22 protein-coding genes and 1 pseudogene are annotated in these 20,001 nt (G+C 70.9%); 16 read left to right on the forward strand and 7 right to left on the reverse strand.

Going from position 1 to position 20,001, the window contains the following annotated elements:
* Nucleotides 1-536 precede the first annotated feature (536 nt).
* The 3 genes from lnt to EBO15_RS32165 all read left to right on the forward strand — a co-directional run bounded on the left by lnt (nucleotide 537) and on the right by EBO15_RS32165 (nucleotide 3,936).
* Complete coding sequence (lnt, locus tag EBO15_RS32155; protein WP_233616568.1) at nucleotides 537-2,465, forward strand: apolipoprotein N-acyltransferase; 1,929 nt, start codon at nucleotides 537-539, stop codon at nucleotides 2,463-2,465.
* Between the two features lie 5 nt (nucleotides 2,466-2,470).
* Nucleotides 2,471-3,217 carry a polyprenol monophosphomannose synthase gene (locus tag EBO15_RS32160; RefSeq protein ID WP_122198241.1) on the forward strand — a complete coding sequence of 249 codons (747 nt, stop codon included), beginning with the start codon at nucleotides 2,471-2,473 and terminating at the stop codon, nucleotides 3,215-3,217.
* Between the two features lie 167 nt (nucleotides 3,218-3,384).
* Entirely contained in the window at nucleotides 3,385-3,936 is a 552-nt protein-coding gene (locus EBO15_RS32165) for an FxsA family protein (RefSeq protein ID WP_233616569.1), read from the forward strand.
* Between the two features lie 261 nt (nucleotides 3,937-4,197).
* Here EBO15_RS32165 and EBO15_RS32170 read toward each other — a convergent pair.
* From EBO15_RS32170 to EBO15_RS32180, 3 genes and pseudogenes are all read right to left on the reverse strand, one after another.
* Nucleotides 4,198-4,530, reverse strand: a pseudogene (locus EBO15_RS32170) (RNA polymerase-binding protein RbpA); the annotation flags it as partial.
* A 130-nt stretch (nucleotides 4,531-4,660) separates the two neighbouring features.
* Nucleotides 4,661-5,275: an ATP-dependent Clp protease proteolytic subunit gene (locus tag EBO15_RS32175; RefSeq protein ID WP_122198242.1), complete on the reverse strand. Its 615-nt coding sequence runs from the start codon at nucleotides 5,273-5,275 to the stop codon at nucleotides 4,661-4,663.
* Nucleotides 5,272-5,907 (reverse strand): ClpP family protease, encoded by a 636-nt coding sequence (locus EBO15_RS32180; RefSeq protein ID WP_122198243.1) that lies wholly within the window; start codon nucleotides 5,905-5,907, stop codon nucleotides 5,272-5,274. Before EBO15_RS32180 ends, EBO15_RS32175 begins: the two co-directional genes overlap by 4 nt.
* A gap of 112 nt (nucleotides 5,908-6,019) precedes the next feature.
* Between EBO15_RS32180 and EBO15_RS32185 the strand changes: the two genes are divergently transcribed.
* Nucleotides 6,020-6,325 carry a type II toxin-antitoxin system Phd/YefM family antitoxin gene (locus EBO15_RS32185; RefSeq protein ID WP_122198244.1) on the forward strand — a complete coding sequence of 102 codons (306 nt, stop codon included), beginning with the start codon at nucleotides 6,020-6,022 and terminating at the stop codon, nucleotides 6,323-6,325.
* Nucleotides 6,326-6,422: 97 nt separating this feature from the next.
* On the forward strand, nucleotides 6,423-7,082 hold the full coding sequence (locus EBO15_RS32190) for a class I SAM-dependent methyltransferase (RefSeq protein ID WP_122198245.1): 660 nt from the start codon (nucleotides 6,423-6,425) through the stop codon (nucleotides 7,080-7,082).
* 196 nt (nucleotides 7,083-7,278) lie between these two features.
* Here the strand turns inward: EBO15_RS32190 and EBO15_RS32195 are convergent, their stop codons facing one another.
* The 3 genes from EBO15_RS32195 to EBO15_RS32205 form a co-directional block, all read right to left on the reverse strand.
* Nucleotides 7,279-7,767 (reverse strand): Imm15 family immunity protein, encoded by a 489-nt coding sequence (locus EBO15_RS32195; protein ID WP_158628421.1) that lies wholly within the window; start codon nucleotides 7,765-7,767, stop codon nucleotides 7,279-7,281.
* Between the two features lie 636 nt (nucleotides 7,768-8,403).
* On the reverse strand, nucleotides 8,404-9,243 hold the full coding sequence (locus EBO15_RS32200; RefSeq protein ID WP_199744934.1) for an aminoglycoside phosphotransferase: 840 nt from the start codon (nucleotides 9,241-9,243) through the stop codon (nucleotides 8,404-8,406).
* A complete protein-coding gene (locus EBO15_RS32205; protein WP_122198247.1) occupies nucleotides 9,240-9,509 on the reverse strand; it encodes a hypothetical protein in 270 nt (89 codons plus the stop codon). Before EBO15_RS32205 ends, EBO15_RS32200 begins: the two co-directional genes overlap by 4 nt.
* A gap of 381 nt (nucleotides 9,510-9,890) precedes the next feature.
* Between EBO15_RS32205 and EBO15_RS32210 the strand changes: the two genes are divergently transcribed.
* Nucleotides 9,891-10,346, forward strand: a complete 456-nt coding sequence (locus EBO15_RS32210) for an HAD family hydrolase (RefSeq protein WP_122198248.1) — start codon at nucleotides 9,891-9,893, stop codon at nucleotides 10,344-10,346.
* Between the two features lie 203 nt (nucleotides 10,347-10,549).
* Nucleotides 10,550-11,341, forward strand: coding sequence for a DUF6879 family protein (locus tag EBO15_RS32215; protein WP_233616570.1), 792 nt, complete (start codon nucleotides 10,550-10,552; stop codon nucleotides 11,339-11,341).
* Between the two features lie 52 nt (nucleotides 11,342-11,393).
* Here EBO15_RS32215 and EBO15_RS32220 read toward each other — a convergent pair whose 3' ends face one another.
* Nucleotides 11,394-12,284, reverse strand: coding sequence for a helix-turn-helix domain-containing protein (locus EBO15_RS32220; RefSeq protein ID WP_158628422.1), 891 nt, complete (start codon nucleotides 12,282-12,284; stop codon nucleotides 11,394-11,396).
* Nucleotides 12,285-12,810: 526 nt separating this feature from the next.
* On the opposite strand from EBO15_RS32220, the gene EBO15_RS32225 reads away from it, so the two are divergent.
* From EBO15_RS32225 to EBO15_RS32265, 9 genes are all read left to right on the forward strand, one after another.
* Complete coding sequence (locus EBO15_RS32225; protein WP_122198276.1) at nucleotides 12,811-13,200, forward strand: 6-pyruvoyl trahydropterin synthase family protein; 390 nt, start codon at nucleotides 12,811-12,813, stop codon at nucleotides 13,198-13,200.
* A gap of 224 nt (nucleotides 13,201-13,424) precedes the next feature.
* Nucleotides 13,425-14,111, forward strand: coding sequence for a 7-carboxy-7-deazaguanine synthase QueE (locus EBO15_RS32230; RefSeq protein ID WP_122198250.1), 687 nt, complete (start codon nucleotides 13,425-13,427; stop codon nucleotides 14,109-14,111).
* Between the two features lie 19 nt (nucleotides 14,112-14,130).
* Complete coding sequence (locus EBO15_RS32235; RefSeq protein ID WP_199744935.1) at nucleotides 14,131-14,598, forward strand: phosphoribosyltransferase; 468 nt, start codon at nucleotides 14,131-14,133, stop codon at nucleotides 14,596-14,598.
* A complete protein-coding gene (locus EBO15_RS32240) occupies nucleotides 14,574-15,401 on the forward strand; it encodes a class I SAM-dependent methyltransferase (protein ID WP_158628423.1) in 828 nt (275 codons plus the stop codon). The genes EBO15_RS32235 and EBO15_RS32240 overlap by 25 nt, the downstream gene beginning before the upstream one ends.
* 74 nt (nucleotides 15,402-15,475) lie before the next feature.
* The gene (locus EBO15_RS32245) at nucleotides 15,476-16,210 is read left to right on the forward strand and encodes a thymidylate kinase (RefSeq protein WP_122198277.1); all 735 of its coding nucleotides are present in this window, start codon (nucleotides 15,476-15,478) and stop codon (nucleotides 16,208-16,210) included.
* Entirely contained in the window at nucleotides 16,200-17,273 is a 1,074-nt protein-coding gene (locus tag EBO15_RS32250) for a radical SAM protein (protein ID WP_122198253.1), read from the forward strand. Before EBO15_RS32245 ends, EBO15_RS32250 begins: the two co-directional genes overlap by 11 nt.
* An 11-nt stretch (nucleotides 17,274-17,284) precedes the next feature.
* Nucleotides 17,285-18,424: a DegT/DnrJ/EryC1/StrS family aminotransferase gene (locus EBO15_RS32255; protein ID WP_122198254.1), complete on the forward strand. Its 1,140-nt coding sequence runs from the start codon at nucleotides 17,285-17,287 to the stop codon at nucleotides 18,422-18,424.
* Nucleotides 18,421-19,257, forward strand: coding sequence for a dTMP kinase (locus EBO15_RS32260; protein ID WP_199744937.1), 837 nt, complete (start codon nucleotides 18,421-18,423; stop codon nucleotides 19,255-19,257). The genes EBO15_RS32255 and EBO15_RS32260 overlap by 4 nt, the downstream gene beginning before the upstream one ends.
* Entirely contained in the window at nucleotides 19,254-19,934 is a 681-nt protein-coding gene (locus EBO15_RS32265; RefSeq protein ID WP_122198255.1) for an HAD family hydrolase, read from the forward strand. The genes EBO15_RS32260 and EBO15_RS32265 overlap by 4 nt, the downstream gene beginning before the upstream one ends.
* Nucleotides 19,935-20,001 lie beyond the last annotated feature (67 nt).

Consider the following 20,001-nt stretch of genomic DNA (forward strand, 5'->3'; position numbering starts at 1 on the left):
GCGCCGCCCGGCCCCCGACCCGCGCCTGACCAGCACCGGCCCGGCCCGTCCCGCGCGACCGCCGGACGGGCCCGCCGGAGACGGTTGACAAGGTCGCGGAACTGGGTAACTTTGCCTGAGTCCAGCACGGGACTCACCGATCGGCCGCCCCGGGCGCGCACCGGCCACCGCGCCACGGCGGGCCGCGAGCAACCGCCGCCGCCCCGTCCGAACCAGGCACGGCGCCAGGAGCCGTCCGGAGCGGAGCCGCCCGATCGAGCGGGGGTTGGACCCGGGAAGGGCCCCGACATCCAGTAGAAAACGGTGTACCTCCCCTACCGCCTGTGGGGGCGGCTCCGGCCCGACGGATGACCGGGGCCCTCTTCCGTGCCCGCACACCGCCGAACGGGGTACAAATGCGGCAGGACCGTAGCCGCGCACCGGACATACCCTGAGCCCGCACCGGGCTCACGCCGCCCGGTCGTGTCGGCGCCGCCGAACCGGTAGCGTTTCGGCCGGTCCAGTACGGACGCCGACACATCGGACAAGGAGCCGCGGTGGCGCACGACACCCTCCCGGAACGGCAGCCGGGCCCCGGCAAGGGCGACGACCCCGCCGGACCCGAACCCGCCCGCCCGGACACGGGCACGGCCACCGCCACCACCGACGCCCCCGAAACGGCCACCACCGTCGCCACGGCCACCACCCCCGCACCCGCCGAAGGCGTCGGCGCGATCGAGGCCGACCTCAAGGCCGGCGCCGAGGAGAGCACCGAGCAGGGCGGCGAGGTCCCCGTGGGGCGCTGGGCGCGGATCAGGCGCGGCGGACGCGCCGGATGGGCCCGCCACGCCGTCGCCGTCGCCGCCGGGCTGCTGCTGTGGCTGGCGTTCCCGCCCGTGGACCTGCCCTACCTGGCCTTCCCCGCGCTCGCGCTGCTCACCCTGGCGTGGCGCGGCGTCCCGGCGCGGACCGCCGCCTGGCTCGGGTTCGTCGGCGGCGCCGCGTTCTTCCTGCCCGTCCTGGAGGGCATCCACAAGGTCGGCTGGGACGGCTGGGTCGGCCTCAGCCTCGTCCAGGCGCTGTACTTCATCCCGCTGGCCGCCGGGACGGCCGTGGTCACCCGGCTGCCCGCCTGGCCGCTGTGGACCGCCGCCGCCTGGGTCGCCGAGGAGGCCCTGCGCGGACGCCAGCCGTTCGGCGGGTTCCCCTGGGCGCGGCTGGCGTTCAGCCAGACCGCCACCCCTCTCACCCCCTACGCCTCGCTCGGCGGCGCGCCCCTGGTCACCTTCCTCACCGCCCTGGTCGGCGGCCTGCTCGCCTACGCCGCGGTCACCGCCTGGCGCCTGCGCAAGCCCGCCCCCACCCCGGACGCCACGCCCGCCCCGGACGCCGCGCCCGCCGAGACGGGTCCGGCCGCCGGACGGTCCCCGCGCGGGCCGCTGCTGGGCGCCGGCGTCGCCGTCGTGCTCGCCGCGCTGGTCGTCGGCGGCGGCCTGGCCATCCCCACGCCCACCGGCGGACGGCCCGTGACGGTCGCGGTCGTCCAGGGCAACGTGCCCCGCCTCGGCCTGGACTTCCTCGGGCAGCGCCGCGCCGTCCTGGACAACCACGTGGCCGAGACCCGCAGGCTCGCCGAACAGATCCGCGCCGGGAAGGTCGCCCGCCCGCAGCTGGTGATCTGGCCCGAGAACGCCAGCGACCTCGACCCGTTCACCGAGCCCGACGCCTACCAGGCCATCGACGGCGCCGTCCGCGACGTCGGCGTCCCCGTCCTGGTCGGCGCCCTGGTCGACACCCCCGACGGGAAGAGGATCGAGAACCGCGGCATCGTCTGGGACCCCCGCACCGGCCCCGGGAACTACTACGTCAAGCGGCACCCCGTCCCGTTCGGCGAGTACCTGCCGTTCCGCGACGTCCTCACCAAGCTGATCACCCGGTTCCAGCGCGTCCCCCGCGACTTCGTCAAGGGCGACCGGACCGGCGTCATGAAGCTCGGCCCGATCACCATCGGCGACGTCATCTGCTTCGAGGTCGCCTACGACAAGGAGACCCGCGACTCCGCGCCGGGCAACGTCATGGTCGTCCAGACCAACAACGCCACCTACGGCGAGACCAGCCTGCCCCCGCAGCAGATCGCGATGTCGCGGCTGCGGGCCGTCGAACACGGCCGCGCGGTCCTGGTCGCGGCGACGAGCGGCATCAGTGCGATCGTCGCCCCCGACGGCCGTATGATCGCCCAGTCGCGGGAGTTCGTCCCGGCCCTCCAGGTCGCCACGGTCCCCGCGCGGACATCGCGTACGATGGCGGACCGTCTGGGCGCGCTCCCCGAGTGGGCCCTCACCATCGCGGCCCTCGGGGCGGTCGCGGCCGCGCTCGGCCTGGCGCGCCGCCGCCGCACCACCACGCCGCTCCCGCAGGGCCCCACCGGGCGGGACGCGGTGCGGGACCCAGCCCGCACCGCACGCACCGACGACGAGGAGAACTGACACCGATGGACATCCCAGCCGACCTGGGCCGGGTCCTTGTGATCATCCCGACCTACAACGAGCGGGACAACATCGAGCGGATCGTCGGCCGGGTCCGGGCCGCCGCGCCCGCCGTGGACGTCCTGGTCGCCGACGACAACAGCCCGGACGGCACCGGGAAGATCGCCGACGACCTCGCCGCCGGCGACGACCACGTCAAGGTCCTGCACCGCAAGGGCAAGGAAGGCCTCGGCGCCGCCTACATCGCCGGGTTCGGCTGGGCCGCCGACCACGGCTACGACGTCATGGTCGAGATGGACGCCGACGGCTCCCACCAGCCCGAGGAACTGCCCCGCCTGCTCACCGCCCTCCAGGACGCCGACCTGGTCCTGGGCGCCCGGTACATCCCCGGCGGCCGCACCGAGAACTGGCCGCTGAGCCGCCAGCTGATCTCCCGCGGCGGGAACCTGTTCGTCCGCCTGATGCTGCGCCTCCCGCTGCGCGACGCGACCGGCGGCTACCGCGCCTTCCGCGCCGCGACCCTGCAGAAGATCGGCCTGGACGGCGTCGACTCCCGCGGCTACTGCTTCCAGATCGACCTGGCCCGCCGCTCCCTCAAGCAGGGCCTGCGCGTCGTCGAGGTGCCCATCACCTTCGTCGAGCGCGTCCACGGCACCAGCAAGATGAGCCGCGACATCATGATCGAGGCGATGCTCCGCGTCACCCAGTGGGGCGTCGCCGACCGCGTCGCCCAAGTCCGCGGCCCCCGCTGACCCGCCCTCCCGGGTTCCACCCGCCCCTATCCCGGGCCCCGGGATAGGGGAGCAGGGGGGAATCCGGGTTCCGCGTGCGGAACCCGGGTGGCGGGCGGGGAAACGTTCGGGTGGCCGCCGGCGTTGTCCTAGATGACGGTTCGTCCACCCGAAACGAAGATGGAGTCATGCTGCCGCGCGTCCTGGTCCTGTCGTTCCTGCTGGTGCCCGTCCTGGAGATCATGCTGATCATCCAGGTGGGAGAGGCCATCGGCGGCTGGCCGACGGCGGGGCTGCTCGCCGCCGGGCTCGTCGCGGGCGGCTGGATCGTCCGCCGCGAGGGCCGCCGCGCCTGGCACGCCCTCAACGCCGCCCTCGGCCGCGGTGAACTCCCCGAACGCGAACTCGGCGACTCCGCGCTGGTCATGGCTGGCGGCGTCCTGCTGATGATCCCCGGGTTCCTCACCGACGTGCTCGGACTGCTGTTCGTCCTGCCGTTCACCCGGCCCCCGCTGCGGCGCCTGTTCGGACGGCTCGCCGCCCGCCGCCTGGCCGCGGCCCAGGACCGCGCCGGCCTGTTCCCGCCCGGCACCAACGTCCCCGGCGGCTTCCCCGGCGGGTTCGGCGCTCCCGGCCAGGACCCGTTCGGCGGCGCCCCGGGGCCGTCCGGTGAGTCCGGGCCGTCCCCGCGCGGCACGGTCGTCCAGGGCGAGGTCATCCACGACGACGACCGCTCCTGACCGCCCCGCCCGGCCGCCAGCGGCTCTCGGGCGCCTCGAGGGTGTGTCCCTGAGCCCGCCCGCGCGGGCTCAGATCGCCCGCTGGCGGGCAGAGCCACCCGGGCCGCACAACCGGCACGGCCCTCCGGGCGAACACGCCCCTCGGATGATCTCCGCGCCGTCCCGGCGGACCACCGGGAAAGAGGCCCCAGGGGCGCCTTGCTGGCGGGGGAGCCGTGCGGGGGGAGTGGGGGGAATGTCGCCCCGCGGACAGACGCGGAAACGCCGGGCCGAACGCAGGATCTCCAGTCGTTCGGCCAGCACCTCCTCCAGATCCTCCAGCGTCCGCCGTTCCATCAGCATGTCCCAGTGGGTCCGCGGCGGCTTGCCCTTCTTGGCTTGGGGCAGCTCGCCGTCCACCCTCAGTGCGGTCGCGCCGCAGCTGCGGCACTCCCAGGTCATGGGCACCTCGGCCTCGGCTGCGAGCGTCACGGTGAACCGGTGGCCCTTGCCACAGGTGTAGTCGACCTCCTGGCGCGGTGCCAGGTCGGTGTTGCGATCGTTCTCGTAGCTCGTAGCTCCGAGTCGGGTGCCGCGAAGTGCGCGCTCCGCCATCGTCACGTGCCTCCCAGACGGCTTGCGTTCTTGTTCAGACAAACGCTGAGTACCCCCGCAAGATTCCCAATGAACGCGCGATCCAACCCTGGGACTTTTCCGTGCCCGTCATCGGCCCGTGACCGGGCGTTCACCGCCGCCTGGGCGTCAGAACATGGTCGATCAGGCCGTACTCGCGGGCCTGTTCGGCGGTGAAGAACCGCGCCCGGTCCAGATCACGGCGGACGGTCCCCACATCACGGCCGGTCGCCTCCGCAACGATCCGCTCGGTCTGGTCCCGCAGCCGCAGCACCTCGGCGGCCTGGAGCTCCAGATCGCTGGACGACCCCCGCGACACGTCCACGGCCGGCTCCTGCAGCAGGATCCGCGCACCCGGCAGCGCCTGCCGCTTCCCCTCCGCCCCGCCCGCCAGCAGGATCGCCGCCGCCGACACCGCCTGCCCCACGCACGTCGTCTCGACCACCGGCCGGACGTACCGCATCGTGTCGTAGATCGCCAGCATGGACGTCAGGGACCCGCCCGGGGAGTTGATGTACAGGTTGATCGGCCGGTCGGGGTCCATGCCCTCCAGCGCCAGCAGCTGCGCCGTGACGTCGTTGGCGGCGGTGTCGTCCACCGGGGACCCCAGGAACACGATCCGCTCCTCGAACAGCTTGTTGTACGGGTTGCTCTCCTTCACCCCGTAGGAGGTCCGCTCGACGTAGGACGGCATCACATAGCGCCCCTCGGCGCGGGGCCGCGTCACGACCCGACCCGCGCGGTGGAGTCGACGACATGGTCGACCAGGCCGTACTCGCGGGCCTGCTCGGCGGTGAACCAGCGGTCCCGGTCACCGTCGGCGATCACCCGCTCCAGCGGCTGCCCGGTGTGCTCGGCGATCCGCTCGAACAGCGTCCGCTTGAGGTACACCGACTGCTCGGCCTGGATCCTGACGTCGGAGGCGGTGCCGCCGATCCCGCCGGACGGCTGGTGCATCATGACCCGCGCGTGCCGCAGCGCGTACCGCTTGCCCGGGGCCCCGGCGCACAGCAGCATCTGCCCCATCGACGCGGCCATCCCGAGCGCGACGGTCGACACGTCGTTCGGGACGAACTGCATCATGTCGTAGATCGCCATCCCCGCGTCCACGACGCCGCCGGGGGAGTTGACGTACAGGGTGATGTCGCGTTCGGCGTCCTGCGCGGCCAGGAGCAGCAGCTGCGCGCAGATCCGGTTGGCGACCTGGTCGTCGACCTCCTCGCCCAGGAACACGATCCGCCGCCCCAGCAGCCGTCCCGTGAGTCCCTCGGCCTCCCAGGCCGCCTCCGGCGCCGCCACCGACGCCCGCGACCTCCCCACGAACGTCTCGATCCGCCCCGACCCGTCCCCGACCAGCATGACGCCTCCCTGATCATCTGTACAACTCGTACGGACTGTACAGATCGGAGCGTAGGACTCGCGGACTCTCCACACCAGGAGGCGGCCGCGGGTTTCGCTATACGATGAATTCGTGGAAGTGCCGGTTACGGAAGCTCGAGCCCAGTTCGCCGACCTGGTCAACAAGGTCGCCTACACCGGCGAGCCCGTCGCCATCACACGCCGCGGCCGCGTGATGGCCGCACTGGTGTCCCCCGAGGACCTGGAACTGCTGAACAGCCTGCGCGCCCAGCGCTACGACCTCACCCAGACAGAACCCGGCAACCCCGCAGGCCCGGACCAGCCCGGCGAGGACCGCCGCCCGGGCGGACCACTCCGAATCGCCGCCGAGTACCGCCCCGGACCACCCCCCAGCCACCGCCCCGGCTTCGGCCGCTGACACCACACGCCTCTCCCCGGGCCCTGGACCGCCGCCCGGAGCGGACCTAGGCTGCCGGTGGCACTCCGGCCACTCTTCGTCGCCACGGGGATGGGAAATGGAAACTCCGTCCGGCTCCGCGTCCGGCCCAGGAGCCGCAGCGCGACTGTTCGACACCCTCGGTGAGCAGTACGAGCAGGCCTACGGACACCTGCCGGAACGGGACGAGGCCCTCGACTGGCTGACCGCCCGCCTGCCGGGCGGCGCCCGGATCCTGGACGTCGGGAGTGGCACAGGCCGCCCCACGGCCGAACGTCTGGTCGACGCCGGCTTCCACGTCACCGGCATCGACGTCTCGGCGACCATGGTCGAGATCGCGTCCCGGCACGTCCCCGGCGCCGAGTTCCACCAGGTCGGCGTCCACGACTTCGCCACCGAACCCCGCTCCTGGGACGCCGTCTGCGCCTTCTTCTCCCTCCTGCAACTCACCCGCCCCCAACTGGACACCGCCCTGGCGAAGATCGCGACCTGGGTCGCCCCCGGCGGATACCTCCTCCTGGCCACCGTCCCGGCGGACGTCGAAGAACAGGAACTCATCTGGATGGGCCACCCCATCCGCGCCACCAGCCACCCCACCGAGGGGTACGTGCACCGCCTGACCTCGGCAGGCCTGACCGTCCTGCACGCCCAGGTCACCGAATACGTCCCCGACTACCCCGGCATGGGCCCCGAACCCCAACTCTTCTGCTACGCCCACCGTCCCGCAGATGGCACCTGAGCCGTGACCCCGAGGCCACGACGCCGGGCGAACCCCACGGCCGGGCCGACACACCCACACAGACGCCATGGGCGCATCCGGCTCGGCCGTCACCTCACCTGCCGACCGGCTGCGACCGCATGCGGCAACGTGCACGCCGCCCCCGCGGGCAAGAAGATGCGCCCGGCCCGCCCCTACGGGGTCGTGATCTGCTCGTTCAAGACATCGGGGGGACCGTGACGTAGACGCGCTCGAACCGGGACGGCTCCGCCTCGCTCGATCGGACGCGCAGGACCCGTGCCCCGGCGACGGCGGAGACCGCGTCGGCCACGAACCGCGCGTCGGCGTCGGCCGCGGCCACCAGATCGAGGCAGGCCAGGGTGCCGTTGCTCGGACGGGTGTACCAGATCGACGGCATCAGAAAGCCCCCGTCGTGGTATTCGTCCCAGCCGGCGACCGTGACCATGGCAAAGAAGTCGCCCTCCCCCCGCTCGGCGGCCCGGACCGCCAACCGCGCCAGGCACTCCACCGCACGGCGGACCAGCAGCGCGTTGCGCTCCGGCCAGGGCAGGCCCGAGAGGAACTCCAACTGCGCGTAGCGGGAGTAGAGAGGAACCTCGTCGAAGTCCTCGACCGGACCGAAGAACCCGTCGAGATCGTCAAGCCCCTCACCGGCGAGCAGAGCGTCGAACCCGTCGTCGGACATCGGGCACTCCACATCCCATCCCTGCGATCGCAAGCCAGTCCGGGTCTTCTGGCGAATTACGGGCCCGTCGCGAAACCTAACGTCCTGGTACAAGGCCGTCCCCAGCCCGTCGGTGAGCCCAACTAATGCTCTCTGAAAGACATACCGGCCCGGCGGCATCTCTGTCGCGCGGCGGTTGCGAGGTTAGCCACGGTTCATCCCCGTGCCGGAGACGATCCGGGGCGCATGCCCGTCGACCGACCCGTACCCGGCCCGATGCCGTCGCGGCCGAAAAGGCCCACCCGTCCTGCGGAAACGCGGCATCAAGGCGGTCATCCCGGAGAAGAAGGACCTGCCCCCTCACCGCAAGAAGAAGGGGTCCGGAGGCAGCAGGCCCTTCAGCCACGACAGGGACCTCTCCAAGGAGCGAAACATCGTCGAACGGTCGATCAGCCGACCGAAAGTCACCGTAGCCCGTCACGACGGGATCATTGCCAGGCCGCACCGTGCCGCCGTGTCCACCCTTGCCCCGTTTCACGTGCCGCCGCGTGCATCCGCCACCACGCCCTACCGAAACCACCGAGCGACCATCGAGCGACCGTGGCGCCCCGCGCCCTGGGACTGTCAGGCTGGCCCACTGGCGACGCTGAGCGCCGTTCAGGTCAGCTCGGAGAGCAGCTCGGACGCGATGGCGGCCATGATGTCGGTGAGCGGCCCCTTCCGGCCGGTTCGGTTGAAGGCCCTGGCGACGTTGGCGCACTGCATGAGCCGCACCAGCCGCCCGGTCCGGGTGGACAGCAGTTCGTCGAACACCTCCAGCACCTTGGCGGCCAGGGATGGTACTTGGAGGGATGCGGTCCATAGGGTTGCGGCGTCGAGGGCGGCCGGGCCTCTGCCCCATGATTCCCAGTCGATGAGGGTGAGTGTTGGCCCGCAGACGTTTGCCCATCCCAGGTCGCCGTGGACGGTTGCCCAGTCGGTGATCGTGGTGTCGAGCTCGTTGCCGTACATCTCGGCGATCCGTCGGGACAGGTGTTCCTGGGTCATGCAGACCCGCTGGGTTTGGTACGTGGCCAGTGTCTTGGATGCGGCCTGCAGGTCCGTCCACCAGGTGTCTGGCAGGTCGGGGTCGGTGGTGATCGATCCGGTGCCCGAAACGGCGGGGTCGGTGACCCGCGTCATCTCGTCGGCTCGCCACACCACCTCCCGGTCGTGGTCGTGCCAGGTCGCGGCGGATCGCCACATTGGGCGTGGCACCTGGTCGAGGTTCAGCGCGGCTTCGAGCCCGGTGAGTGCTTCTGCGTTCACCTCCGCTGGGCGGTGCCAGGCCAGGCGGACCCAGGTGCCCGCGCCGGTGGGGAAGCCGGCGGTTCCGTTGAGGGCGCTGTAGTGTCCGGCGGCCCGGTCGAGGGTGAGGCCCAGCCGGGCTTCGGTGATGTCGAGGACGTCGTCGTGTGGCATCTTCGACAGGTCGAACAGGGTCGCTTGGAGGTTCACGCCGTCACCGTAGCTTCCCGTTGCGTGAGCAGGGTTCGGTACGCGGCCACCCGCGCCGGGTCGATGTCGAGCCTGGCTGCAGCGACCAGCTGGGCGAGGTGGTCGCGCTGGTCGGTGCCAACGGCGACGGCCGCCAGGCGGGGCAGGTGGTAGGCGACCGCGAACGCGGCCTGAAGCGGTGTCGTTGCTTGCCGCCCGGGGACGAAAGTGCGCGGTGCGGGCCATGGGACGGTGGCAGGGGCTCCGCCGAACGGGGCCATCCCCACCGGCCGGCGGCAGGGACGTCGAGGAGTTCGGCGAGGTGTTCGGCGGCGTCCAGCGCTGGTGGGGCGCAGGTGAGCCCGCATCTGGTCATCAGCGCATCCGGCGCTGGCACCTCGGCGAGATAAGGGATGAGTGCTCGATGTTCCACGAGGAGATGCCCCACTCGTTGGACAGCCCCGTTCTGACGGTGTCGGTGAGTGCGGTGACGGCGGCAGCTAGAACGTCGCGGCCGAGGGGCTCCGGCAGGCCGTCCAGGATCGTTCGGGTTTGTGCAGGACACCAAGTCCGGTGTCCGGCCGAGCTCGGTGGCGCTCTGCTCGATCGCCTCCCGGAGCCGGACCGGGTCGCGAGGCTGTGACCGTCGGGGAAGATTTCTCGGAGGCATGATGCCCACACAACAGATCACATCGATCAAGGCGATCGCGTTCGACTGCGCCAGCACCATCTCGGAGTCGAGGATCTATCGGGTCATCGGGCAGAAGCGGGTCGATCCGGCTGTGGTCGAGCCCCTGCGCCGACTTCACGCGATGGGAATCCGTCTGGTCCTGGCGAGTAACACGTTGCCGCACGAGACCAGGTGGCCTGCGTTGCAGCTCGCAGGGCTTGACGGGTTGTTCACCGCCGCACTTTTGTCGGATCCGTTGGGGATCGCCAAGCCCGATCCGCTCTTCTACCGCCTCACGGTCACCGCGGCGCAGTGCGAGCCCGGCGAGTTGCTGTTCGTGGGCGACAACTTTGATGACGACGTGTCCGGGCCGATCGCGCACGGTATGCGCGCGGCCCTGGTCCGTCCCGACGGCATCCACGACGGCGAGCTGCTCCCCGACGGGCCCGGCTGATCCGGCACGTGTCCGAACTCCCCGGCCTCATCATCACCCCCCGCCGCCGACGGTGGCGGCCCTGTGGTCAGGGCCTCATGGACCTGAGACTGCCCGCTACGCAGTTCAGCGGCGTGCGGATGTGCATGCCGTGTTGAAATCGCGGCCGCTGTGGGTGAGGGTCGAGTCGGTAGCCAGCAGGAACGTCCAGAGGAGTGTGCGGCATGGTCGATTTCGTGGGCGGCGACCCGAACTCTGCGCAGCTGGAGTGCCCGGCGGTGTGGAGAGACGATGAGACGCGCGGGTTCTACCTGCAGGGGAAACTCGTCACCGACCCGGAGGTGATGGCGCGGCTGGCGCAGGATGTGCCGCGCGGGGTTGACGAGGCGGTGGTGTGGCAGCCTGACCGGCTCGCGTCGGCGCTGCGTGACGCAGCGACCGGCGAGTACGAGAAGGGGCGCACGGGGCATGGGAAGAAGGCGTTGGAGACGCTGATCCGGGAGGCGCGGCATTCGGTCGTACATCTGGAGCAGCGCGACGAGTACAGCGCCGAGCCGGAGTATCTGGGGTGGCTGGAGGCGGGCAAGCGGACTGACTTGCGCGCGATGGGCGCCTACATGGCCCCGTGGAAGGAGTTCGTCGGTGAGGTCACCGCCAAGGGCGTGGTGATGCGCCGTGCCCGGATCGTGTCTGAGCCGCTCAGCGATTACATCGAGTGGGAGCATGCGTTGACGGAATTCAACGTGGAGGCCGGTGAGCAGGTCCGCTGGCTGTCGCGGCGCGACGCCTACGACCTGCTGACTCCTACAGCCGACTTCTACGTGATCGACTCGCAGTTGGTGGCGTTCAACTTCAATGCCGGGGACGGCACCTCCCTGCGCGAGTACGAGTACGTGTCGGATCCGGTGCGGGTCGGGCCTGTGGTCGCGTCGTTCGAGCAGGTGTGGAACCGGGCCGTCGACCACGCTGACTACAAGCCCGCGCGCAGAGGTCTGCTCTCGCCGGATGCGACCTAGGCTCGGGGCGTGCCACGGGCCCAACCATGGACCAGGCTTCGGGGTGTGGTGATCAACGGTCATGCTCGTCCAGGGCATCGAGTGCATCCAGGGCGGTTTGGATCAGTGCGACGGCACCGTCACCGACCCTGGCGAGCGCCGTGAACCGCTCCCACGCCTGCACGTAGGAGGCCACCTCCTCTCGCCGGGTCACCGTAAGGTTCCCGCTGACCAGCTCGACGGTGACGAGATGGTCGCCTGTGATCAGGAACGACTCGTCCGGCCACACCCCGAACCCGGCGACGGTGCGTTCACGCGCCCAGGGAATGATGCCGAGACTCACCGACGGCATCCCGATCACCCGGAGCAGGTGCTGCAGCTGCTCACGATGCACCTGGCGGGGGCAGGTGCGGTGCCAGATGGCTTCCTGCTCCAGGACGAACGCGAACCGGCAAGGGCCGTGCAACGCGTGTTTGCGGGCCATGCGCGCCTCCACGGCCGCGGTGACGTCGTCCAGCTCCATCTGGAATTCGTGCCTGATCGACCTCAGCGCCCACCCGCAGTACGCGGGTGTCTGCAGGAGGCCGGGAATGCCCTTGGAGGCGTAGAACCGCATCTGCCGGGCCTCGGCGTACAGGTCGCGGGTTTCCTCCTGCAAGCGGCGCAGGCCACCGCGCGCAAGCTGCTGGTTGGCCACCCACATACGAACGACGTGGGCTTGTTCGGCCAGCAGCTCCTCGGTGGTGTCGGGAGACGCCCCGCAGATCCGGCACCATAACCGGACATGGTCGGCGGTGATGGTGCGCTGGCCTCGCTCGATCAAGCTGACCTGGGTGGAGTTGCTCCATCCAGCCTGCTCGGCGAACTGGACGCCGTTGATATGCGCGCGGGTGCGGAGGTCGCGGAGCCGGTCGGCGAGGCGCTGCCGCGCGGCCTGCGCCGACGATGACGGTGAGGCAGGCATGCTAGTGCTGATCCTGACGCATGAGACAGCGACCGATGCGGGTGTTCTACAGGCTTCTACACCCCGTACGCGCGGCGAGGTGTAAAAGCCGGTAAAAACCGTAGTCGTGCAGGTCACCCCGGCGCCACTGTCGAGAGGCATCCAACCTACCCGTGATCTGGGAGGCGACCGGTGGCCTTCGACCCCCCGCTCCACCGACCTGCCCGACCGGGCCGCCGCCGCGGGACCCGCCCGAGGAGGGCACCACCACCAGCGGCGTCGGTCGCACGTTGGAGGCCCTCGCCGACAAGCTGCGGCCGAGCGGCCACTTGGGCGCTGGTCAGCTGTCGGAAAACGTCAGGGCTGATGGGGCGAGCTTTCTGCGGTCTTGGGGAGAGCCCATCGCGCCCGTCGCCATCGGACGTCGCGGCGGCGGAGATCGCCCGGGGTCCTCACACCGGAAGGCACATGACGAGGCATGCCCATGCTCTGCGCGACGCCCCGCCCCTGTTGTCGGGCGTTGCCGCCGACTGGTCTGGAGATCGTGATGTTCGAGATCACCAAAGAGTTCCGTTTCGAGGGTGGGCACTGGCTCAACGGGCTGCCGGAAGGGCACAAGTGCGCCCGACCCCATGGCCACTCTTACCGGGTCCGAGTCATGCTCGCATCGCCGGAGTTGGACGCCGCCGGCTTCGTCGTCGACTTCGGTGACCTCGCCCCGGTCGGAACGATGTTGAAGGCCAGGCTGGACCATCAGACGGTCAACGACGTGCTGGACCAGCCGTCCAGCGAACTCCTCGCCCAGTGGATCTTCCAGCAGTGTCAGGAGGTGCTGCCGCCCGCCGTCGCCGCTCTGGTCACGCAGGTGGCGGTGAGCGAAACTGCCAGCACGTGGGTGCGCTACCGCAGACAGCACCACCCCGACGGGAGCCTGTGATGAGTTCCCTCCGCGTCCCTGCGAGCGTCCCCGCAGGCCCGCCCCCGCAACCACAACCGCCCTCCTCGGGGCGAGCCTCGGACCGGGCCCCGGTATCGGTGACGGAGCGGTCCATACCGCGGCCGCTCCCTCACCTCGATCCGGCCTCCGCACCGGCCCCGACAACGGGGCGTGTGCCGGGCCGCGAGCCGGTCCCGGCGGCGCGTTCAGGATGGCCGTACGACATGGACACGCTGCTGGTGTCGGAGATCTTCGGCCCCACCTGCCAGGGCGAGGGCGCTTCCCTGGGCCAGTGCGCGGTATTCGTGCGGCTGGGCCTGTGCAACCTGTCCTGCGCCTGGTGCGACACCCCCTACACCTGGGACCGGGCCCACTACGACCTGCGACACCAGCCCGCCCCCATCTCGCGCGAGGTGGTCTGGGCGCGGATCCGGGCGATCCCCGCGCCGCTGGTGGTGATCACCGGCGGGGAGCCGCTGATCCAGCAGCGGCGGTTGACGTGGCTGATCGACCGGTGCAGCGCCGCTGGCCGAATGGTGGAGATCGAAACCAACGCGACGCTCGTTCCGAGTCTGCCGATGCTGCAGTGCCGCGCGCGGTTCAACGCGTCGGTGAAGCTCGCCAGCTCCGGCGTCCCGGCCGCGCGCCGCATCCGGCCCGAGGCGATCCGCGCGCTGGCCAAGGCACGGACCTGCTGGAAGTTCGTTGTCAACGACCTTGCGGATCTTGAGGAGATCGCCGATCTCGAGAACCGGTTCGGGCTGGCGCCGATCTGGGTGATGCCCGAAGGCACCGACGCCACCACGATCCTGCGCCGGCTGCACGAGTTCGCCGATCCGGTGCTGGCCCGCGGCTGGAACCTCACCCCTCGCCTGCACGTGCTGCTGTGGGGTGATGAACGTGGCCGGTGAGGTCCGTACGGTCCACCAGTTGACGTGGGGCGACATCCAACAGCACGTGGCGTCGGTGACGGCCGCCATCACCCGCGACGGGTCCCCGGAGGCGATCGTCGCGATCGCGCGCGGCGGGCTGATCCCGGCCGTGCTGCTCGCCCACCGCTTCGGCTGCCGTGACCTGCGCACCCTCAACTTCACCCACACCACCACCGACGCCGTCCACGCAGACAAGACCACAAGCCCGGTCCTCACGGGTGTCCTCGCAGTGGACGGCCTGGCCGGACGGGACGTGCTGCTGGTCGACGACATAGCCGGGTCCGGAGACACCCTCGCCGCCGCCCGTCACCTGCTCAGTCACACCGCTGCCGCTCGACGGCTCCGCACGGTCGTGCTGGTCGTCAACACCGCTAACTGGACGCGCCATCAGCAAGCCCCGACCTACGTGGGGCACCGTGTCGAAGGATGGGTGACTTTCCCATGGGAACAACCGACCAGTACGTGACTCGGCCCGGCACTCCGATGATCGGCCCCTACAGCACCAACCAGATGGACGACTTCTACACGGCCCTGTCTCAGGGGGAGGCCAAGCCGTCTGGGGTGATGAACCTGATGCAGCATCTGATCGTCGCCGAGCGGTGCCCGCCCGGTGCGCGGGTGCTGGATGTGTGCTGCGGGCGCGGTCTGGCTCTGCCGCTGCTCTACCGATACGCCCCCAACATCGCCGGGTACGTCGGGCTGGACATCAGCGCCACTAACCTTGCCGAGGCCCGGATACGGATCGCGGCGCTGCGCGGGACGCACGGCGACCCGTTCCCGGTGGAACTGGTGGAGTGCGACGTGGCGCAGCCCTGGCCCAAGCTGCCGGACCTGCCCCGGGGCGGGTTCGAGGTCGCGGTCTACACTTCGGCGCTGGAGCACCTGCCGTTCGAGCTCGGCGTGCAGAGCCTGCGCCACGCTGCGGCGGCGCTGGCCCCCGGTGGTGTGCTGTGGCTGTCCACCCCGGCGGCTGTCGGCCCCCCGCCACGGCCGCTGCAGTACCGCGTGCACGTCTACGAGTGGTCGCAGGAGGAGGTCCAAGAGGTCGTCGGCGACGCGGGCCTGGTCATCGAGGACGTGATCGGTCTGCTGCCGCCCGCCCCCGCCACGGTGGCCGACGCGCTTACCCGCCGATACGGGGACGCCGCTGCCGTCTGGTATCGCGACCTGGCTGAGCGTGTTCCGGCGGCGCTGCTGGACACCGTCTCCGCCGTCATGGTGGCGGAGGCCGCCATCGAACTGCTCTTTCTGTGCCGGAAACCGGCATGACCGCCGCACCCGCAGGGACCTTCGCCAGGCCGTGTGATGCATCCGTTCCAGGTCCGCCTCTAGGGCCGTTGTGGGTGAGCATCGAGGGGATCAACGGGGTCGGGAAGACCGCCGCCGCCCGCACGACCGCCGCGACGCTCGGCACCCGGTGCCTGCTGCTGGACGAACTCACCGACCAGGCGGTCGACCCGCTGACTGAACGGGTGATCGCGGCGTTGAGCGCCGACGGTGACCCGTTCCTGAGGACCGGGCACCCGGTCGTGGAGACCCTGGCGTTCGCCGCGCTGGAGGTCCGCAAGGTCGAACGGCTCGCCGGCCGTGACCTGACCGGAGTCGCGGTCATCCTTGAGGATCGGGGCGTGGACTCGGTTGCAGCATGCCAGGCCGCGATCCTGTGCTCCTCCCTCCCAGAGCGGCCACCGTCTAGCGACGGGCCTGCCGTTATTCAGGGGCAGGGTTGGCCAGGCGAGGACGACACGCTCCACAGCCGAGCGACCGGAGATGTCGCCGAGCGCGTGCTGGCAAGCCTGCGGCCCTGGGCGAGGATCCCGGACGCGACCATCCTGCTCACCGGCGACCCGGAGGTGTGTGCGAAGCGGTTCACCGACAGGGCCGGGTACCCACCCCTGCCCGCCTCGGACGTACGGATCCTTCAGCACATCGAAACCACTTACCGGCAGGTCGCCGCCCGCGACTCCGACCGGTACCGCGTGGTGGACACGGCCGGGCTGACACCGGGCCAGACCGCCACGGCCGTCTGCGACACGGTGACCACGCTGCTGGATCGGCAGGTGCGCCATGCGCGATGACACCGCCCGCGCAACTAACCATGCGGCGGCCCGTGAAGTGACGTTGCTGTGGGCGCTGCGGTCCCCGTGCGCGTTCGCCTGCCCGCACTGCTACTTCGGCACGGTCGACGAGCACAAGGAGCATCCGCCGGAGCAGGCCGGGGCGCTGTCGCACCTTTCCCGCACCGACCTGCCCGCCACCGTGATCACGGCGTTCGCGCGGACCCTGCCCGGCTCGCCCGTTGGCCGGGTGGTCATCGCGGGCGGGGAGCCGCTCGACTGGCCCGGCACGCTCGGGGTGATTTCTCTCATCAAGGACGCCGGCTGCCAGGTCGTCATCGCGACCAACGGCATCCCCCTCACCCGTCCGCACGTGATTGAGCGGCTGGTCGAGCTCGGCGTCGACGGGGTGTCGGTGTCGCTCGACAGCGCCGACCCCGACCTCAACGACCAGATGCGACCGTCCCGGTCAGGCCGGTTCGGGCACCGCGACGTCCTGGAAGGGATCGGGGACCTGCTGAAGGCGCGCGCCGGATACCCCGCGCCCAAGGTCGGGATCTACACCGTCATCACCCGCCGCCGCCCGCAGGAGATTACCGACATGGCGCGGGTCGCCGCCGACCTGGGCGTGGACTACTACGTGCCGCAGCCGATGTCCCTGCCTCCCGGCCACGCGCTGTTCACCCGGATGTGTCACACCCCCGCCGACATCGGGAACGTCGCCGCGCAACTGGACGAGCTGTACCGAGACCCGCGCGGGCTGGTGCTGCCGGACCCGTCCTACGCGGGGCGGTTCATCGACGCGATCTCCACCCAGGATGGCGGGCACGTGCCGGAGTGTTTCGGCGGCGCGCGGCTGGCCTTCGTCGAGCCGGACGGATCGGTGTGGGACTGCCCCTCCGACCGGCGGATCGCCGCTACGCCACCCGATAAGCGGCTCACACTCCGCGGCGCCGACGCCCGGACGCTGTTCGCCGCCCGACCGGCCTGCACCGACTGTGCACTGTTCAGCCGGGACTGCGTGAACATGTGGCCGCTGGTGGAGGACATGCCTCGGCTGCTGAGCCACCGGGACCCGCAATGACACCACCCGCGATGACGCCCCCCGAACTCCCCCCGCTTCCCGCCGGTGCCGAGCCGCTGACCGAACAGGTCACGGCCGTGCTCGCGCGAATGCCCGACCCGAGCGGCGGCCCGCATGCCGCGCGCCTCGAACACGACCTGGCCGAGGCGTTCGGGGTCTCGCACGCCGTCGCGGTGTCGTCGGGCACCGCCGCACTGCATGCCGCCCTGTCGGCGTGCGGGATCCGCGCGGGCGACGAGGTTCTGGTCCCGGCGTTGACCGTCGTGATGACCGTCGCGCCCATCTGTGCCCTGGACGCGGTGCCGGTATTTGTCGATTCCGACCCCGCCACTTTGGACCTGGACTACACCGACGCGACCCGCAAAGTCACCGGACGGACCCGTGCGATCCTCCCGGTCCATCTGTGGGGCCGGATGGGAGACCCGGCGGCCCTCGCCCGGTTCGCCGCCGACCATGGCCTCACCGTCGTGGAGGACGCAGCGCAGGCTGCCGGTACCGTCCGGGACGGGCAGTGCGCCGGGACGGTCGGCGTCGGGTGTTTCAGCATGAAGGACGGGAAGATCCTGTGGAGCGGGGAGGGCGGGTTCCTACTCACCGCCCACCGTGAGGTCGCCGAGCATGCTGCCGCGTTCCGCAGCCACTGGGCACCGCCCCCACCCGGCCAGGCCCCGATGAGCCGTCTCGCCTCCAATACCCGCCTCGCCGCTCCCCTCGCCGCGCTCGCGGCCGCCAACCTCCAACGGTTCCCCAGCCTGGTCGAACACCGCCGTGCGCAGGTCCGCTACCTGCTGCACGCGGCCCGGGACGCTCCTGGACTGGCCGCTCTCTCGCCGGGGCCCGGCGAGGAGTGGAACGGTTATTCGGCGCTGCTCCGCATCAACCTGCCCCGGCCACGGGAGTTCGCCGTGCACCTTGCCGCGCAGGGAGTTCCGAACTCCACCGGCACCTTCGGCTTGATCCCCTGCGACGCTCGCCCCATGTTCACCCACACCGAACACCGGAACCCTGCTCACGCGCGGTTGTGTCGTGGCGCCGCCGAGATCCTCAACCGGACCCTCGCCGTCGTTCTCACTGAACGCGACAGCGAAACCACCCTGGACCGGTACGCCGCGGTCATTACCCGAGAGGCCAGCACATGGGCCAGCCAATGACGAACACCTCGGTACGTTCGTGCTCTCGCGGTCCGCTGATCTCGGTTGAGGGCATCACCGGCGTTGGCAAGACGTACCTGACCCAGCGTGCCAGCGAGGGCGTCACCAGGACGCCACTGCTGCTCGACGCGTTCTCCCAGCGGCCCAGCCAGCGAGCCAGTGGGCCTCCGGATCTGGGCCGGGCCTTGCTCGGCGCGCTCCGGGACGCCAGCGCCGACCCGTTCCTGCGGGGTGGCACTCCCATGGCCGAGACCCTGCTGCTGCTGGCCATCAAACGCCACGACCTTGACCTCGTCGTCCCCGAGTTGGCGGCCGGGCGGGCCGTGATCGAGGGCCGTGGCGTCGATAGCACCGCGGTCTGCCAGGCGCTGCTGCTGTACTCCCACGACTCAACGCTCAACCCGGTGCCCGCCACGGTGCTGGATACCGCGACCGCCCTGCTGGCCTTGGCCGCCCGCTACCGGCCGCCTGCCGACCGGACCATTCTGATCACCGACGAGCCGTCAGCGGCCGTGCAGCGCGCGCAGCGCCGAGACCAGTGTGTCTTCACCTCCGAGCAGGTTACGTTCATGCACCAAGCGGGAGCGTTGTTCGAGCGGGTTGCCACGACCGACCCGGCACGGTACCGGCTGGTGGACCGGCGCACGGTCACCGAGAACGAGGCGGTCGAGCTGATCCGGGAACGGATCAGCGGCGCCGGAACCGGCCTGGGATGCCTACCAGATCCGTGGCAGGGGCTCGGGGCTCGTTGCCTCTGCTGCGGCCATCGCCCCGACCTCGACCGCACCGGCCCGGTCCCGGAGCCACGCGGGAGAGCCGGTGCCCGGCCATGATCCAGGCCACGGGCCCAGCCGTCTCTTCCGAGCTCCTGATCTCCACGGGCATCCAAGCCGTCGTTTTCGACTTCGATGGCACTCTCGCCGACACCACACCCAGCAATGAGCAGGCCCTGCGAGCGGCACTCTGCGGGTACGGCCTCGACCTGGATCATGGCTGGTACTGCGCGCACGTTGGCCTGTCGATCCACGATCTACTGGCGGTGCTGCCGGGAGGTCGGGACCTGCCCCACGAGGAGATCATTCGCCGGAGCCGCACCCTACTGCTGGCCTCCCTGCACATGCTCACGCCCATCACCGGCGTGGTCGCGCTCCTCCACGACGCCCGTCGTGCTGGGCTGCGCTGCGCCGTGGCGTCCGGAGCCAGTCGGGTCTTGGTCCACCCTGGCCTCGACGCCCTGAACCTGCGGCACCAGTTCACCGCCGTCGTCACCCGCGAAGACGTCGTCCGCGGCAAACCTGCCCCAGACCTGTACCTGACGGCCGCCCGGAGACTCGACGTGCTGCCGGACCGCTGCCTGGCCGTGGACGACGCCCCCGACGGCATCGCCGCCGCCCGCGTGGCCGGGATGCACGCCATCACCATCAGCAACGGCCGTCCGGTCGCTGCGGACGACGCAAGACCCACCCCTCCCACCGACGCAGCCTCCGGCAGGGCATCGGGCGTGGCTTGACGGTTCGCAGCGGCCTGACCAGCGCACCCACGACCCGCCACGCCTAGGTTCGACCTCCCAGGAGCAC

This window comes from Actinomadura harenae (assembly GCF_003696215.1).
In the GTDB taxonomy this organism is placed as follows: Bacteria; Actinomycetota; Actinomycetes; order Streptosporangiales; family Streptosporangiaceae; genus Spirillospora; species Spirillospora harenae.

Bases quoted from the DNA above. Each gene is read 5' to 3' on its own strand.
- EBO15_RS32225 (WP_122198276.1), top strand. From the start codon at position 12,811: ATGTTCGAGATCACCAAAGAGTTCCGTTTCGAGGGTGGGCACTGGCTC.
- EBO15_RS32260 (WP_199744937.1), top strand. From the start codon at position 18,421: ATGACGAACACCTCGGTACGTTCGTGCTCTCGCGGTCCGCTGATCTCG.
- EBO15_RS32220 (WP_158628422.1), bottom strand. From the start codon at position 12,284: ATGCCTGCCTCACCGTCATCGTCGGCGCAGGCCGCGCGGCAGCGCCTC.
- EBO15_RS32265 (WP_122198255.1), top strand. From the start codon at position 19,254: ATGATCCAGGCCACGGGCCCAGCCGTCTCTTCCGAGCTCCTGATCTCC.
- EBO15_RS32190 (WP_122198245.1), top strand. From the start codon at position 6,423: ATGGAAACTCCGTCCGGCTCCGCGTCCGGCCCAGGAGCCGCAGCGCGA.
- EBO15_RS32180 (WP_122198243.1), bottom strand. From the start codon at position 5,907: ATGCTGGTCGGGGACGGGTCGGGGCGGATCGAGACGTTCGTGGGGAGG.
- EBO15_RS32165 (WP_233616569.1), top strand. From the start codon at position 3,385: ATGCTGCCGCGCGTCCTGGTCCTGTCGTTCCTGCTGGTGCCCGTCCTG.
- EBO15_RS32215 (WP_233616570.1), top strand. From the start codon at position 10,550: ATGGTCGATTTCGTGGGCGGCGACCCGAACTCTGCGCAGCTGGAGTGC.
- EBO15_RS32240 (WP_158628423.1), top strand. From the start codon at position 14,574: ATGGGAACAACCGACCAGTACGTGACTCGGCCCGGCACTCCGATGATC.
- EBO15_RS32160 (WP_122198241.1), top strand. From the start codon at position 2,471: ATGGACATCCCAGCCGACCTGGGCCGGGTCCTTGTGATCATCCCGACC.
- EBO15_RS32210 (WP_122198248.1), top strand. From the start codon at position 9,891: ATGATGCCCACACAACAGATCACATCGATCAAGGCGATCGCGTTCGAC.
- EBO15_RS32255 (WP_122198254.1), top strand. From the start codon at position 17,285: ATGACGCCCCCCGAACTCCCCCCGCTTCCCGCCGGTGCCGAGCCGCTG.
- EBO15_RS32195 (WP_158628421.1), bottom strand. From the start codon at position 7,767: ATGTCCGACGACGGGTTCGACGCTCTGCTCGCCGGTGAGGGGCTTGAC.
- EBO15_RS32250 (WP_122198253.1), top strand. From the start codon at position 16,200: ATGCGCGATGACACCGCCCGCGCAACTAACCATGCGGCGGCCCGTGAA.
- EBO15_RS32230 (WP_122198250.1), top strand. From the start codon at position 13,425: ATGGACACGCTGCTGGTGTCGGAGATCTTCGGCCCCACCTGCCAGGGC.